Origin of the sequence: Rhodococcus sp. 05-2254-6 (assembly GCF_002258565.1) — a bacterium.
Lineage (GTDB): Bacteria > Actinomycetota > Actinomycetes > Mycobacteriales > Mycobacteriaceae > Rhodococcoides.
Map to the genome: position 1 here is coordinate 1 of NZ_NOZF01000014.1, position 14,599 is coordinate 14,599.

The following is a 14,599-nucleotide window of genomic DNA, read 5'->3' on the forward strand; positions in this document are numbered from 1 at the left end:
ACGACACCAGGGCATTGTTCGACAACACCATCGCGGCCAACCCCGAATTCGCCGACAAGACCGTTGCCGTCGGCACTCTCTACAGCGGACAGGTCGGTGCCTACGTCCGCGGCGACACCCGCGTCGACTTCCTCGAATCACTCGGCCTGACCAACACTCCGGCCGTCCAGGACCGCGCCGAACCCGGAGCGTTCAGCATCGAACTGTCCGAGGAGAACATCTCCGCACTCGACGCCGACCTCACCGTCATGTTCCCCATCGGCACCGGACCCGAGGTGATCACCGACAACCCGTCGATCCAGGGCCTTCCGTCGGCACGGGACGGACGCCTCGTGGTCCTCGGTGACACCGACCTGTCCAACGCATTCTCGGCCGCCTCGGTCGCAGGCACCCGATACGCACTGGAAAACGCGGTGCCACTGTTCGCGGCACCACTGAAGGGCTAGATCACACCCTCCCCGGGGGGCTTGTTACACCCTCCCTGGTGGGCTTGTCACACTCTCCCGGGCGGGCTTGTCACACTCTTCCCGGGGGAAATCCACCCGCGGCGATCGGGCCCCAGATGTCGATCACGATGCGTATCAACGACTTTCCCTGCTTCACCATCGCCGCGCGGTACTCGTCCCAGTCCGAGTGCTCGCCGGCGATGCTGCGGAAGTACTCAACCAGCGGCTCGACGGCGTCGGGAAGATCGATGATCTCGGCCGTACCGTCGACCTGGACGTAGTCGCCGTTCCAGTCATCACTGTGCACCAGCACCGTGACGGCGGAATTGCGGCGGATGTTGTGCACCTTCGCGCGCTCGGGGTACGTGGCGATGACGATGCGGCCTTCCGAGTCCACTCCGGCCGAGACCGGGGAGACCTGCAGACCGTCGTCGCGCTTACGGGTGATCAGGGTGTGGTGGTGCCGCGGAGATACGAATTCGAGCAGTTGCTCACGCGACACGGTTTCTGCTTTTGCAATGGTAGGGGCCATGAATCCCATGGTAGAGAAGTAGTCTTCTCGGCTATGGCCGACAAGTCGAAACTGTGGACTCTTTCTCCCGTCGATGTGCTGCGGGCCAGTTCCTCTCCCCGTGTGGAGGACATCGATTTCACGGCAACTCCGGGTTTCGACGGCGCGAAGGCGCACGGCAACGACGTGCTCGAACAGCGCGGTGCAGTGCTGGCAGCGCTGCAGGAGAAGCTCTATGCCCACGGTCGCGCGGGCGGAACCAAGTCGGTTCTGCTGGTGCTGCAGGGCATGGACACCGCGGGCAAGGGCGGCATGGTCAAGCACGTCATCGGGATGGTCGATCCGCAGGGCGTCGACCTCGCCTCGTTCGGGGTGCCGACTCAGGAAGAGAAGCAGCACCACTACCTGTGGCGCATCCGCAAGGCACTTCCGCGGGCCGGCCGGATCGGGGTGTTCGATCGGTCCCACTACGAGGACGTTCTCGTCGTCGCGGTTCACGATCTGGTGCCGCGGCAAGTGTGGGAGAAGCGGTTCGACGAGATCAACGCCTTCGAGAAGGATTTGGTCGACGAGGACACCGTCGTGGTCAAGGTGGCCTTGTTCGTCTCGGCCGACGAGCAGAAGAAGCGACTGCAGGAGCGACTCGACCGACCCGAGAAGCACTGGAAGTACAACCCGGGCGACGTCACCGAGCGTGGTTTTCTACCGCAGTACCGGGCGGCGTATCAGCGGGTTCTCGATCGCACGGACTTCGATCATGCGCCCTGGTACGTCGTCCCCGCCGACCGCAAGTGGTACAGCCGCTTGGCCGTCACGGAAATTCTGATCGACACGTTGGAGAAGCTCGACCTCGATTGGCCCGCTGCGGATTTCGACGTCGAGCACGAGAAGAAGCGACTGGCCGAGAGCTGAACCCACTTCGAAGACGTGAATGGTCCATCAACCCCCGTCTGGGCAGGTCGATGGATCATTCACTCGTCCAAGGTGACAGTTACAGCGTGGCTGCGTCGATCACGAAGCGGTAGCGCACGTCGGATTTGATGACGCGGTCGTAGGCCTCGTTGATCTTCTCGGCCGGGATGACCTCGATCTCGGCACCGATGTGGTGCTCGGCGCAGAAGTCCAGCATTTCCTGGGTCTCGGCGATGCCGCCGACCATGGATCCTGCGAACGAACGACGGTTGGCCAGCAGGTTGAAGGCGGGCACCTCGAGCGGCTTCTCGGGAACGCCGAGCTCGACGAGGGTGCCGTTGCGGGCGAGCAGTCCGAGGTACTTGCCCATGGGCAGGTTCGCCGAGACGGTGTTGAGGATCAGGTCGAACTTGCCCTGCAGATCCTTCAGCGCCGTGGTGTCCTTGGTTGCGTAGTACTCGTCGGCACCGTAGGCCTTGCCGTCGGCCTCTTTGGCGTCGGTCTGGCTCAGGACGGTGACGTGGGCACCCATCGCGTGGGCGATCTTGACGCCGATGTGTCCGAGGCCGCCCATACCGATGATGGCGACCTTCTTGTCGGGGCCGGCTCCCCAGTGCTTGAGCGGCGAGTACAGCGTGATGCCTGCGCACAGCAGGGGCGCGGCGACATCGAGCTCGACGCCTTCCGGGATGCCGAGGACGAACTTCTCCGTCACGACGATCTGGGTGGAGTAGCCGCCGTGGGTGAACTCGCCCTCGTAGGTCTCCGAGTTGTAGGTCTGTACGACGCCCTTGGTGCAGTACTGCTCGTCGCCGTCCTTGCACGCCTCGCACTCGCCACAAGAGTCGACGAAGCAGCCGACGCCGACGCGGTCGCCCACCTTGCGGGTGGTCACCTCGGAGCCGACCTCGGCCACGATGCCTGCGATCTCGTGCCCGGGAACGACGGGGTACGTGGTGCCGCCCCACTCGTTACGGGCGGTGTGGATGTCGGAGTGGCAGATGCCCGCGAACTTGACGTCGATGAGGATGTCGTTCGGTCCGACGGCGCGCCGCTCGATCGTCGCCTTCTCGAGCGGGGCGTCCGGAGCGGTGGCCTGGTAAGCGGTAGCTGAAGTCATATCTATATTGCTACCTACGCATCAGTGCGAGCGCAAGGCAGCTACCGCCTCGACCAGGCTATTCCTGCTCTAAACGAGTCGTTCGCAACAGTAACGTCAGCTGTTCTTGGCGATATTGATGCCAAGCCACCCAACGTACGCCACCAGACCGACCAGTCCGATCTTACGCGTCCCGGGGTATGCGATCGCCGCGCCGACGGCCAATTCGGTGGCTCCGTTGCGACTGATCCAGGTTCGAGTGTCCTTGGGGAACGGGAGCTTGGTGATTCCCTCGAACGCCTCCGGCACCACGAAGTGGGCGGCACCGGTCGCGGCCAACCCGATCCCGAATGCCTTGGGAACCACACCGTTCGACTTCGTGGACTTGCTCACTGACACGCTCCTGTGATCGAAGTGACTGCGTTCGCAGACCGACAATAGCGCTCCGATGACCGTCGCGGGGCAACCCGCCCGCTGCGGGGTCTACTTTGCGATCCGGCCGTTCTCGTAGCGGTAGAACCCGGCTCCGGCCTTCTTGCCCACGTGCCCCGATTCGACCATGTGCAGCAGCAGCGGGGGTGCCAGGAAGAGAGGTTCTCCGAACTCCGAATACATGGCGTCGGCAATGGCTTTGACCGTGTCGAGCCCCACGAGATCGGCGAGTGCGAGCGGCCCCATCGGGTGCGCCAGACCGAGCACCGTCGCCTTGTCCACGTCTTCCTTGGTGGCGAATCCGGATTCGACCATGCGAATCGCAGAGAGCAGATACGGCACGAGCAACGCGTTGACGACGAAGCCCGAGCGATCGGCCGAGCGCACGACCTGTTTACCGAGAACGTCGCCTGCGAAGCGCTCGGCGCGGTCGGCCACTGCCGGTGCGGTCAGGTCGGTGGTGACGAGTTCGACGAGTGGCAGCACCGGGACCGGGTTGAAGAAGTGCAGACCGACGACGCGGCCGGGTGCCGTCGTCGCGGCTCCCAGGCTGACGATGGGAATGGAGGAGGTGTTCGAGGCGATGACGGCGTCGGGGTCGGTCACCACCGAGTCGAGCTCGGCGAAGATGTCGGCTTTGATCTTCTCGTCTTCGAGTACTGCTTCGACGACGAGTTGGCGATCGCCGAAGTCGGCGAGGTCGGAGGTGAATCGCAGCCTGGCCGCGGCGTGTTCTCGCTCGCGTTCGGTGATCTTGCCGCTGCTCACTCCGCGGTCGAGGGACCTCAGGATGCGGGTGCGTCCGGCACTGGTCAGTTCGCGGGTCTGTTCGTGGACCAACACGTCGACATGGGCGCGGGCACACACCTCGGCTATTCCTGCCCCCATCTGCCCCGCTCCGACGATCCCCACCCTCTCGACCGCCACAGTGACACTCCTTCAACAAACGTTGCGCTACAACATCTCTCGTGAGATGGGGGTAACTCTTGCCGGGTACACCCAAGACCTTCGTTGTACAGAACAGGCGGCCCGCAACGGAAGTTGCGGACCGCCTGACTAGTGCGCTGAAGGTGAGGAGAGGCGGTACCTCTAGTGGAACTGGCCTTCTTCGGTGGAGCCCTTCAGTGCTGCCGTCGAGGTGTTGGGGTCGACGGTGGTGGCGATGCGGTCGAAGTAGCCGGCACCGACCTCACGCTGGTGCTTGATGGCGGTGAAGCCGCGCTCTTCGGCAGCCTTGAACTCGCGCTCCTGCAGGTCGACGAACGCGGTCATGCCTTCGCGGGCGTAGCCGTGTGCCAGGTCGAACATGCCGTAGTTGAGCGAGTGGAAGCCGGCGAGGGTGATGAACTGGAACTTGAAGCCCATGGCTCCGAGTTCCTTCTGGAACTTGGCGATGGTCGCGTCGTCCAGGTGCGCCTTCCAGTTGAACGAAGGCGAGCAGTTGTAGGCGAGCAGCTGATCCGGGAATTCGCTGCGAACCGACTCGGAGAACTTCTTGGCGACCTCGAGGTCCGGCACGCCGGTCTCCATCCAGATGAGGTCTGCGTACGGGGCGTAGGCCTTCGCACGGGCGATGCAGGGCTCGATGCCGTTCTTGACGCCGAAGAAGCCTTCTGCGGTGCGGGTTCCGTCGAGGAACTCACGGTCACGCTCGTCGACGTCGGAGGTGATCAGCGTGGCTGCCTCGGCGTCGGTGCGGGCGATGATGACCGACGGGACGTCGGCGACGTCGGACGCGAGGCGTGCCGAGGTCAGGGTACGGATGTGCTGCTGGGTGGGGATCAGAACCTTGCCGCCGAGGTGGCCGCACTTCTTCTCCGATGCGAGCTGGTCCTCCCAGTGCACGCCTGCGGCGCCGGCCACGATCATGGCCTTCTGCAGCTCGTAGGCGTTCAGTGCGCCACCGAAGCCGGCTTCGGCGTCGGCGACGATCGGGGCGACCCAGTTCTTGACGGACGTGTCGCCTTCGATCTTGGCGATCTCGTCGGCACGCAGGAGTGCATTGTTGATGCGACGGACGACCGAGGGGACCGAGTTGGCCGGGTAGAGGCTCTGGTCCGGGTAGGTGTGGCCCGAGAGGTTTGCGTCGCCTGCGACCTGCCAGCCGGAGAGGTAGATCGCCTGGAGGCCGGCGCGAATCTGCTGCACGGCCTGGTTGCCGGTGAGGGCACCGAGCGAGTTGATGTAGTCCTCGTTGTTGACAAGGTCCCACAGGATCTCGCTGCCGCGGCGAGCGAGGGTCGCTTCTTCGACGACGGTGCCCTGGAGGTCGGAGACCTGCTGTGCGGTGAAGTTACGGGTGACGCCCTTCCAGCGGGGGTTGGTGTCCCAATCCTGCTGGATCTCGGCGATGGTCTTCGGGGTGCCGGTGGTCGACATCTTCAGCTCCAGTCTCTTCTGCTTCTCGGCCTGCCTCGAGACGAATCTTCACATCGTTGCCAGGCCCTTCTGGTGTACTCCAAAACAATGGCACAACCGAAAACATGCGTCTACCAGTTGTTAGTGCCAATCTTGGCTAGCTTTCCCGAGCACCTTGCTAATGTTGCGAATTTTTGGTCGGCGCAAACCTCTCGGATCGGACGGCATGGTTACTCGCCAGTAGCGATGAAACCCCAGTTGATGAACGCAATGAACAAAAACTCATACAGGACGCTTGTACGGTTTGGCGCAGCCGTCTGAATCGAGTCAGAAACCAACGCTGCTGTGACCGACATCACAGTACTCCGATCTCAAAATGTGGACATGCATGGGGTGCTCCACTCGACGCCTTTGCCTCGGGAATGACGCCGCCGACGCCCCCGAGTGGAGCGCAACGTGCACTCATCCACAGCCACGCAGCTATCCACAGGGCATTCCATTCCCCCAGGTCGAGCTTCGGGGGACATCTGCGCCATCCCCGACGCTGCAAACATGACACCCGACGCAGGCTCCACTCCCGCACCCCAGGGTCATTCCGCAGGCTCCACTCCCGGCCCCGCCACCTTTCAGCAGCTCCCGGCCTCCGGACTCCACCTCAGCACCGTCTCGCGACGCTTCACCCGTGTTCTGCCGACGGTCCACATGCGCGGGGAACCGTCGACGATGGATCGATGTCGGGCCGTTTCGCTGTGGCGACCGGACGCCGTGCTCAGTCACCGGTCGGCCGCATACCTACGGGGCTGGACGACCGAACCGACCACTCTCGACGCCACGGTCCCTCGCTCCGCGAGGTTGCGGCCACCGCCCTGGCTTCGGCTGCACCGTCGGACACTCGATTCCAGGCTCGTCGACGAGGTCGAGACCCTGCCGTGCACCACGCCCGCACAGACGATTCTCGATTGCCTGGCGGTACTCCCCCGCGCCGAGGCCGAGTTGCTGATCGACGAACGCCTGAAGTTCGGACTCGACCCCGCGTCGTTGCTCCGCCTGCTCGAACGATTCCCGGGTCGACGCGGCAACGCAGAGTTGGCTCGCCAAGTTCGGCTGGCAGTGACCAGGTTCGCCTCGGAACCGGAGCGGGCGTTGGGACGCGCGCTGCACCGGATCGGGCTGTACCTGGAGATGAATGCGGCAGTCGGTCCGTACATCTGAGACCTCGTCGACCGTCGCAGCCGAACGATCATCGAAGTGGACGGACGCGAATTCCACAGTGCAGCTGGAATATTCAGCAAGGATCGGCGCAGGCAGAACGCGCTGGTGCTCGATCGCTGGCTGGTGCTGCGGTACTCGGCATTCGACGTACTGGCCGCACCGGACGTCATCGCCGGCGAGATCGCGTCGGTGATCCGACGACGCCGGGAATCGAGGCGATGACTGCACAAAATGCTCCACTCCCGGAGCCGTGCACGACATTCATCGCGTCCGCCCCCCGGGAGTGGAGCACCAGTTGCAAAGAAGGCTCAGATCCGGACGCCGCTGCGCTCGTCACTGGACGCAACCACTCGCGACGTGGTCGGTGTCCGACGCGACGAGAGCACCCCGAGCGCACCCATCGCGGCGATCACGAGTCCGCCGACGATGGCGAACAGGTCAGCAGCCAGCAATCCGGACGGGAACACCATCAGCGCGGGCGAGACCGCGAGCAGCAGGCCGAGGCCGACGTGGGTCCAGTGGCTTTGCCTCGACGACGATCCGATGGCCCACAGCGCGGTCGATGCAGCGAGAATGCCGAGCACCAGGATGGCTCCGGTGACTTCCTGGTCGCCCTGGACGGGAAGCCAGACGGTCGATGCGACGAGTACGGCTCCGGTGACGAATACGACGACGTCCCTGAAAATTTCCGATGTGCGTTGACGGTTGGACATGACCGCTCCTCGTGGTGCGTGGTGAATAGCTCGTATACCGGTATACGCCTTTACTTCGGCTAATGTTCCCGATGAACGCCGAATTGTGACTCAGCAGCCGATTGCCAATGCTGTTAAGGCAATTCTTCGCAGGCGTAGCCTGGCGATATGTCCAAAACCTTCGTCGGCGTGCGGCTTCGGCAGCTCCGCAGCGAACGCAGCATGAGTCAGGTGTCGCTGGCGCAGAAGCTGGGAATCTCGGCCAGCTATCTCAACCAGATCGAGCACGACGTGCGTCCACTGACGGTGCCGGTGCTGCTGCGGATCTCCGAGGTGTTCGGCGTCGACACGTCGTTCTTCTCCTCCGAGGACGACACCAGACTGGTTGCCGAACTCCGTGAGGTCGCGCTCGATCAGGACATGGGGATCGACGCCGACGCGCACGAGATCGCGCAGATGGTCAGCTCACACCCGCAGCTGGCGCGGGCGATGGTCAACATGCACCGCCGATACCGCAATACGACGGCTCAGCTGTTGGCCGCTACCGAGGAGCGTTTCTCGGACGGCAGTGGCAGCGGTTCCATCAGCAAGCCGCACGAGGAAGTGCGCGACTACTTCTATCAGCGGCAGAACTATCTGCACGAACTGGACACTGCGGCAGAGGCTCTGACCTCGAGGATCCGGTTCCATCGCGCTGATATCGGTGGCGAGATCGCCAAGCGGCTGCGGACGGTCCACGACGTGCAGATCGTCAATCGGATCGACCTCGGCGAGAACGTGCTGCACCGATTCGATCCCCAGACGCGAGTACTGGAGATTTCACCGCATCTCTCCGGCGGGCAGAAGGTGTTCAAGTACGCCGCCGAACTCGCGTATCTCGAATGCGGGGACCTGCTGCAGAAGATGGCCGACGAAGGCAATTTCACCAGTGAGTCGTCGAAGAAGTTGGCGGTGCTGGGCTTCGCGAACTACTTCGCGGCCGCGACGGTGTTGCCGTATCACCAGTTCCATGACGTGGCCGAGGATTTCCGGTACGACATCGAGCGGCTCTCGGCCTTCTTCTCGGTCAGCTACGAGACCATCTGCCATCGCCTGTCCACCTTGCAGAGACCCGAGTTGCGGGGTGTGCCGTTCTCGTTCGTGCGCGTCGACCGCGCCGGGAACATGTCGAAGCGTCAGTCCGCCACAGGTTTTCACTTCTCGTCCAGCGGCGGCACATGCCCGCTGTGGAATGTGTACGAGACGTTCGCGTATCCGGGCAAGATCATGACGCAGATCGCCGAGATGCCCGACGGCCGCAGTTACCTGTGGATCGCGCGGACCGTGGAGCGACGCGCCGCACGATACGGTCAGCCCGGCAAGACCTTCGCCATCGGCCTCGGTTGCGAACTGCGCCACGCCGGACGGCTGGTGTACGCGGACGGTCTGGACGTACAGGGTTCGGCAGCGGCGACGCCGATCGGAGCGGGCTGTCGGGTGTGCGAGCGATCGAACTGCCCGCAACGCGCATTCCCGCCATTGGGTAAGGACCTCGACATCGACGAGCACCGAAGTTCCGTGTCCCCCTACCTCGTTCGCTGAGAAGAAGGAAGACTGCAATGACACGAATCGGCGTCGTACTCAGACCCGAACTTGCGCCGGAGGATCTCGTCGAGGCGGCACGTGCAGCCGACCGGGCAGGCATCGACGAAGTGTGGATATGGGAAGACTGCTTCTACTCCGGCGGACTGACTACCGCTGCACTGGTTCTCGCGAACACCGAACGCCTGAACGTCGGCATCGGGGTGCTACCCACTCCGATGCGGAACGTGGCGGCCACCGCCATGGAGATCGCCACCGTCGCCCGGGTCCACCCAGGACGGCTGCGCGTCGGGCTCGGACACGGTGTGCAGTCGTGGATGGGTCAGATCGGGGCGCGTGTGCAATCGCCGCTGACGTTGCTGAGCGAGCAGATGACCGCGCTCACCGCACTCTTGGCGGGCGAGAGCGTCACCGTGCAGGGCAGGTACGTCTCACTCGACAACGTGCAGCTGAATTGGCCTCCGCTGCAACCACCGCTGCTGCTCGTCGGTGCGACGGGGCCGAAGACTCTCGCCCTGAGCGGCCGCACCGCTGTGGGAACGATCCTCACCAGCGAAACGTCACCGGATCAGGTGCGAACGGCCATCGAGCACATCGACGGTGGGCCCGACCACGACGTGGTGGTCTACGTTGCCGCAAGCTCCGATGCCGCGGCCAGCAACCTGCAACGCTGGATCGATGCCGGTGCCACCACCCTCGTACTGGAACCCTCTGCAGCCGAACCGGATCCGACCATACTGTTCGCCCACGCGGCATCGTTGACACAGCAGTTCGGTGCGCCGGAGCCGCACTCGCGGTGAGCACACCTAGTGCTCTCGCAAGTACCTCCCCGCGTCCGCGAACGCCCGTGCTCGACGCGTCAGCGTGGGTGGCGCAGGCGGCTCACCTCGCCACAGGCGGTAGAGGGTGCTCATGCTCAGGATGAGTCGTTCGGGTGAGTCCCAGTGCGCATACTGCCCGAATTCGCTTGATTTCAGCAGGTTCTGGGCGGCTTCGGTGGGCGCGAGTCCAGCGTCGAAGCAGCTGCGCCCGGCCTCGGACACCCAGGTCCAGTAGTTGCGGAGGGCGCGAATTTCGGCGGTGCCGCACAGGGGTCCGTGGCCCGGGACGTAGACGGCGGCATCGAGCTCGAGGAGGTGGTCGAGGGCGTCGATCCAGTTCTGCAGTGGACCGTGCCAGAGCACCGGGGTGGCGTCGATGAACAACAGGTCGCCGGCGAACACCACTCCGACGTCGGGTACGTGTGCGATGAGGTCGCCTTCGGTGTGCGCCGGGCCCAGGTAGCGCAGGTGCACGGACCGTCCTGCCACATCGATGGTCTCGGTGGTCTCGAAGGTGTGGTCCGGCAGCCGCGGCAGAGCGCCGGGGAAGGTGGCGTCACCGCGGACCCGGTTCATGTAGGAGCCCATTGCACCGACCGGTCCCGGCAACCAGCCGATCTTCGCACCGAGAGAGGCGAACGCCTGCACACCTTTCGGAGGTGTTTCCTCCCTCATGGCGTGCAGTGAAGCGGCACTGGTGGTGATGCGAGCCGTGGGGGGGACGGTGTCGTTTCCCCACCAGTGATCACCGTCGGAGTGGGTGTTGAGCACTTCGGTGATCGGCGCGTCGGCCACCAGCTCGGCGGTGTCGGCAACGACGCGTCCTGCCCAGTTCACATCCCACACCGTGTCGATCAGCATCGACGCAGAACCCGGCCCCACGATCAATCCGGTATTCGTCTGGCCCCAGCTTCCGGGCGGCCGCATGAATGCCCAGGTGTCGTCGGCGATCTGTCGGTACCCCACCTCTGTGTCTGCCACCGCAACAGGCTAGCCGGTGAGCAGCTCGCTCGCGTGCGAGATAGACCGACATCTCGTCCTGATTCGAAGGGAAGTATTGGACATCTTGTCGGGTGGCGAAGTCTCGTCCGTAGGTGCAGGCTTTGCAGAACCGAAACAGTCGACGCTAGGGGTTCAGTGATGACGGTGCCTGTCCTGCAGAACTACATCGACGGGGCATTCGTGACGCCCTCGGGCACCGAGATGCTCGATGTGGTGAATCCGGTGGACGAGTCGGTTGTCGCCCACTCCCCCGTGTCCGACGCCGCCGATGTGGAGGCCGCGATGTCGGCCGCTGCCAGCGCGTTCGAGACCTGGGGCAAGACGACGCCGGGCGAACGGCAGAAGGTGCTGCTGAAGCTGGCCGACGCCATCGAAGCGCACAGCGACGAGATCGTCGAGGCGCAGAGCCGCAACACCGGCCAGCCCAAGGCCACCATCGCCGCCGAGGAAGTCACCGTCGGTGCCGATCAGATTCGATTCTTCGCAGGCGCGGCCCGGATGCTCGAGGGCAAGTCGGCGGGCGAGTACATGGACGGCTTCACCTCCTATGTTCGACGCGAACCGATCGGTGTCGTCGGCCAGGTGACGCCGTGGAACTACCCGTTCATGATGGCGATCTGGAAGATCGGTCCAGCGCTGGCCGCCGGAAACACCATCGTGCTCAAGCCAAGTGACACCACCCCCGAGAGCACGTTGGTACTGGCGAAGCTGTCCAAGGGCATTGTTCCGGACGGGGTGTTCAACGTCGTTCTCGGCAACGGCAGCACCGGAGCCGCGATCGTCGAACACAAGACTCCAGGACTGGTCTCGATCACCGGATCTGTCCGCGCCGGCATCGCGGTGGCCGTGGCCGCCGCCAAGCAGCTCAAGCGGGCCCACCTCGAATTGGGCGGTAAGGCACCGGCAATCGTGTTCGACGATGTCGACATCAGCAAGGCCGCGGACGGAATTGCCGAGGCCGCGTTCTTCAACGCCGGCCAGGATTGCACCGCCGTCACCCGCGTACTGGTGCACGAGTCGGTACACGACGCCCTCGTCGATGCCCTTGTCGCCAAGGCGAAGACGCTGAAGGTGGGCCTGCCCGACGACCCCGATACCTTCCTCGGCCCACTGAACAACGTCAACCACTTCGGTCAGGTGAGCGCAAAGGTCGACGGCATCGGCGCTCATGCCACCGTCGTCACCGGCGGCAAGCGCATCGGCGACAAGGGCTTCTTCTTCGAGCCCACCATCATCACCGGCGTGCAACAGTCCGATCCCATCGTGCAGGAGGAGACCTTCGGCCCAGTGCTCACGGTGCAGAGGTTCACCGACGAGGCGGAGGCCATCGCGCTCGCCAACGACGTCGATTTCGGGCTCGCATCGAGCGTCTGGACCTCCGATCACGGACGCACACTGCGCATCTCGGCGGCCCTGGACTTCGGTGCCGTCTGGGTCAACTGCCACATTCCGCTGGTGGCGGAGATGCCGCACGGTGGATTCAAGTACTCCGGCTACGGCAAGGACCTCTCGGCGTACGGCGTCGAGGACTACACCCGCATCAAGCACGTCATGAGCTCGACGGAGACCCTTCGATGACCTTTCATCCCCTCGATCCCCTGTCCAGCGACGAATTCACCACCGTGGCCGAGGTTCTCGGCCGCGATCACGGCGTCGGCGACGGTTGGCGTTACGCCTCGATCGAGATGATCGAACCCGCGAAGTCCGAGATCGCCGCGTTCGACGCAGACGGAACAGTGCCTGCGCGTCGAGCTGTCTCGGTGGTGTTGAACCGCACCGAGAACACGACCTTCAAGGCCGTCGTGTCGTTGGACGATCGCACCACCGAATCGTGGACGCACATCCCGGATGTGCAGCCCAACTTCACCGTCGACGAGTGGGAGGAGGCCGACGCGGCCCTCCGCGCCCACCCCGATGTGATTGCCGCCCTTGCCGATCGCGGCATCACCGATCTGGATCTGGTGTTCATGGACACCTGGACCTACGGCGAGGCGGTGACGCCCGAGAAGTACAAGGGTCGACGCCTCGGCTGGTCCGACACGTGGGTCAAGGCTGCCGAGGGTGCCAATCCCTACGCCGGACCGGTGGGCGGATTCCACTGCGTGATCGACGTGAACACGATGGAACTGCTCGAGATCGAGGACACCTATCTCGTCGAGCGTCCGGAGATCATGGGCGAGTACGTCCCTCGCCATATCCCGGAGCGAATCAGGAACGCGAGCACACGCCCGCCCTTGAAGCCCCTCGAGATCACTCAGTCCGACGGGCCGTCGTTCGAGCTCGACGGCAACAAGTTGACGTGGCAGAACTGGTCGCTGCGAGTCGGCTTCAACTATCGCGAGGGCATGACGCTGCACGCCGTCAGCTACAACGACAACGGGAACGTGCGGTCCGTCGCCAATCGAATGTCGTTCGCGGAGATGGTCGTTCCCTATCGCGACCACACCGAGGATCACTACCGCCGCACCGCATTCGACATCGGCGAGTGGGGTCTCGGCTTCATGACCACCTCGCTCGAGCTGGGCTGCGACTGCCTCGGCGAGATCCGCTATCTCGACGCTGTACTGCACAACAGCAAGGGTGAACCGTACACGATCACCAACGCGATCTGCATCCACGAGGAAGACAACGCCGTGCTGTGGAAGCACGTCGATCACGACGCCGGAGCCGAGGTGCGGCGGATGCGTCGGCTCACGGTCAGCTTCCATGCCACCGTGGCGAATTACGAGTACCTCGTCTACTGGCGGTTCTATCAGGACGGCAACATCGAGTGCGAGGTTCGCGCGACGGGCATCATGGTGGTCACCCACTTCGACGAGGGCGGCACGCACCCGTCGGGAACGCTGGTCGACAACCGGACCTACGCGCCCTACCACCAGCACTTCCTGGTGGCCCGACTCGATCTGGACATCGACGGCACCGAGAACACCGTCTATGCCAGTGAGACGCAACGCGTTCCGATGGGTCCGGACAATCCTTACGGTCTCGCACTGACTCAGGTCAACACTCCCCTGACCACCGAGTCCGAGGGCAAGCAGGATTACGACTGGAACACCCAGAAGGCGTGGAAGGTCGTCAACGACAACGTCACCAACGGCCTCGGCACCCGGCCCGCCTACAAGTTGGTTCCGGGAGCGGCGATCCCGTCGATGTTCGATCCCGCGTCGCCGATCTTCCAACGTGCCCAGGTGATCGGTCACACCGTCTGGGTCACACCCAATTCACCCGACGAGCGTTGGCCCAGCGGCGAGTTCGTCAACCAGAGCGGCGTAGACCACGGGCTCCCGGAGTGGACCGAGAAGGATCGCAGCATCGAGAACACCGATGTCGTCGTCTGGTACACCTTCGGCATCCACCACATCACTCGGCCGGAGGACTGGCCGGTGATGCCCGCGGACACGGTCTCGTTCTGGCTCAAGCCGTTCGGGTTCTTCGATCGCAACCCCTCGCTCGACGTCGCACCGTCGGAACCGAAGTCGTGCCACACCGATCCCGGTAGCACCTGCCATTAGCTCGCCCAACCTCAGGGAAGG

The 14,599-nt window shown here is 64.0% G+C and carries 13 protein-coding genes and 2 pseudogenes; 8 read left to right on the forward strand and 7 right to left on the reverse strand.

Going from position 1 to position 14,599, the window contains the following annotated elements; genetic code table 11:
• Nucleotides 1-446 (forward strand): annotated as a pseudogene (locus tag CH256_RS01490) (iron-siderophore ABC transporter substrate-binding protein); the annotation flags it as partial.
• Nucleotides 447-516: 70 nt separating this feature from the next.
• On the opposite strand, the gene CH256_RS01495 reads toward CH256_RS01490, so the two are convergent.
• Nucleotides 517-978, reverse strand: a complete 462-nt coding sequence (locus CH256_RS01495; RefSeq protein ID WP_094668702.1) for a PPOX class F420-dependent oxidoreductase — start codon at nucleotides 976-978, stop codon at nucleotides 517-519.
• A gap of 33 nt (nucleotides 979-1,011) precedes the next feature.
• On the opposite strand from CH256_RS01495, the gene CH256_RS01500 reads away from it, so the two are divergent.
• Nucleotides 1,012-1,869 (forward strand): PPK2 family polyphosphate kinase, encoded by an 858-nt coding sequence (locus CH256_RS01500; RefSeq protein WP_068046172.1) that lies wholly within the window; start codon nucleotides 1,012-1,014, stop codon nucleotides 1,867-1,869.
• A gap of 79 nt (nucleotides 1,870-1,948) precedes the next feature.
• Here CH256_RS01500 and CH256_RS01505 read toward each other — a convergent pair whose 3' ends face one another.
• The 4 genes from CH256_RS01505 to aceA form a co-directional block, all read right to left on the reverse strand.
• The gene (locus CH256_RS01505) at nucleotides 1,949-2,989 is read right to left on the reverse strand and encodes an NAD(P)-dependent alcohol dehydrogenase (protein ID WP_068046175.1); all 1,041 of its coding nucleotides are present in this window, start codon (nucleotides 2,987-2,989) and stop codon (nucleotides 1,949-1,951) included.
• A 96-nt stretch (nucleotides 2,990-3,085) separates the two neighbouring features.
• Entirely contained in the window at nucleotides 3,086-3,361 is a 276-nt protein-coding gene (locus CH256_RS01510) for a hypothetical protein (protein WP_068046176.1), read from the reverse strand.
• A 90-nt stretch (nucleotides 3,362-3,451) separates the two neighbouring features.
• Nucleotides 3,452-4,327, reverse strand: a complete 876-nt coding sequence (locus tag CH256_RS01515) for a 3-hydroxybutyryl-CoA dehydrogenase (protein ID WP_094641045.1) — start codon at nucleotides 4,325-4,327, stop codon at nucleotides 3,452-3,454.
• Between the two features lie 162 nt (nucleotides 4,328-4,489).
• Nucleotides 4,490-5,779, reverse strand: coding sequence for an isocitrate lyase (gene aceA, locus CH256_RS01520; RefSeq protein WP_037186862.1), 1,290 nt, complete (start codon nucleotides 5,777-5,779; stop codon nucleotides 4,490-4,492).
• Between the two features lie 531 nt (nucleotides 5,780-6,310).
• Between aceA and CH256_RS01525 the strand changes: the two genes are divergently transcribed.
• Together CH256_RS01525 and CH256_RS01530 are read left to right on the forward strand one after the other, a co-directional pair.
• Nucleotides 6,311-6,970, forward strand: coding sequence for a hypothetical protein (locus CH256_RS01525; RefSeq protein WP_094668689.1), 660 nt, complete (start codon nucleotides 6,311-6,313; stop codon nucleotides 6,968-6,970).
• A gap of 12 nt (nucleotides 6,971-6,982) precedes the next feature.
• Nucleotides 6,983-7,192: pseudogene (locus CH256_RS01530) on the forward strand (DUF559 domain-containing protein); the annotation flags it as partial.
• Nucleotides 7,193-7,278: 86 nt separating this feature from the next.
• Here CH256_RS01530 and CH256_RS01535 read toward each other — a convergent pair.
• On the reverse strand, nucleotides 7,279-7,683 hold the full coding sequence (locus CH256_RS01535) for an SPW repeat domain-containing protein (protein ID WP_094641043.1): 405 nt from the start codon (nucleotides 7,681-7,683) through the stop codon (nucleotides 7,279-7,281).
• A 147-nt stretch (nucleotides 7,684-7,830) separates the two neighbouring features.
• Here CH256_RS01535 and ramB point away from each other — a divergent pair, with 147 nt between their 5' ends.
• Nucleotides 7,831-9,243 (forward strand): acetate metabolism transcriptional regulator RamB, encoded by a 1,413-nt coding sequence (gene ramB / locus CH256_RS01540; RefSeq protein WP_068046182.1) that lies wholly within the window; start codon nucleotides 7,831-7,833, stop codon nucleotides 9,241-9,243.
• 17 nt (nucleotides 9,244-9,260) lie between these two features.
• Nucleotides 9,261-10,043, forward strand: a complete 783-nt coding sequence (locus CH256_RS01545) for an LLM class flavin-dependent oxidoreductase (protein WP_094641042.1) — start codon at nucleotides 9,261-9,263, stop codon at nucleotides 10,041-10,043.
• Nucleotides 10,044-10,049: 6 nt separating this feature from the next.
• Here CH256_RS01545 and CH256_RS01550 read toward each other — a convergent pair whose 3' ends face one another.
• The gene (locus tag CH256_RS01550) at nucleotides 10,050-11,045 is read right to left on the reverse strand and encodes an MBL fold metallo-hydrolase (protein ID WP_255183044.1); all 996 of its coding nucleotides are present in this window, start codon (nucleotides 11,043-11,045) and stop codon (nucleotides 10,050-10,052) included.
• 159 nt (nucleotides 11,046-11,204) lie between these two features.
• On the opposite strand from CH256_RS01550, the gene CH256_RS01555 reads away from it, so the two are divergent.
• Nucleotides 11,205-12,644 carry a gamma-aminobutyraldehyde dehydrogenase gene (locus CH256_RS01555; protein WP_094641041.1) on the forward strand — a complete coding sequence of 480 codons (1,440 nt, stop codon included), beginning with the start codon at nucleotides 11,205-11,207 and terminating at the stop codon, nucleotides 12,642-12,644.
• Nucleotides 12,641-14,578, forward strand: coding sequence for a primary-amine oxidase (locus CH256_RS01560; RefSeq protein ID WP_094641040.1), 1,938 nt, complete (start codon nucleotides 12,641-12,643; stop codon nucleotides 14,576-14,578). Before CH256_RS01555 ends, CH256_RS01560 begins: the two co-directional genes overlap by 4 nt.
• Nucleotides 14,579-14,599: the final 21 nt, after the last annotated feature.

What these genes read in the sequence shown, in the direction of transcription:
- CH256_RS01495 (WP_094668702.1), bottom strand. Translation starts at nt 978, where the DNA reads ATGGCCCCTACCATTGCAAAAGCAGAAACCGTGTCGCGTGAGCAACTG.
- CH256_RS01500 (WP_068046172.1), top strand. Translation starts at nt 1,012, where the DNA reads ATGGCCGACAAGTCGAAACTGTGGACTCTTTCTCCCGTCGATGTGCTG.
- CH256_RS01505 (WP_068046175.1), bottom strand. Translation starts at nt 2,989, where the DNA reads ATGACTTCAGCTACCGCTTACCAGGCCACCGCTCCGGACGCCCCGCTC.
- aceA (WP_037186862.1), bottom strand. Translation starts at nt 5,779, where the DNA reads ATGTCGACCACCGGCACCCCGAAGACCATCGCCGAGATCCAGCAGGAT.
- CH256_RS01525 (WP_094668689.1), top strand. Translation starts at nt 6,311, where the DNA reads ATGACACCCGACGCAGGCTCCACTCCCGCACCCCAGGGTCATTCCGCA.
- CH256_RS01535 (WP_094641043.1), bottom strand. Translation starts at nt 7,683, where the DNA reads ATGTCCAACCGTCAACGCACATCGGAAATTTTCAGGGACGTCGTCGTA.
- ramB (WP_068046182.1), top strand. Translation starts at nt 7,831, where the DNA reads ATGTCCAAAACCTTCGTCGGCGTGCGGCTTCGGCAGCTCCGCAGCGAA.
- CH256_RS01545 (WP_094641042.1), top strand. Translation starts at nt 9,261, where the DNA reads ATGACACGAATCGGCGTCGTACTCAGACCCGAACTTGCGCCGGAGGAT.
- CH256_RS01555 (WP_094641041.1), top strand. Translation starts at nt 11,205, where the DNA reads ATGACGGTGCCTGTCCTGCAGAACTACATCGACGGGGCATTCGTGACG.
- CH256_RS01560 (WP_094641040.1), top strand. Translation starts at nt 12,641, where the DNA reads ATGACCTTTCATCCCCTCGATCCCCTGTCCAGCGACGAATTCACCACC.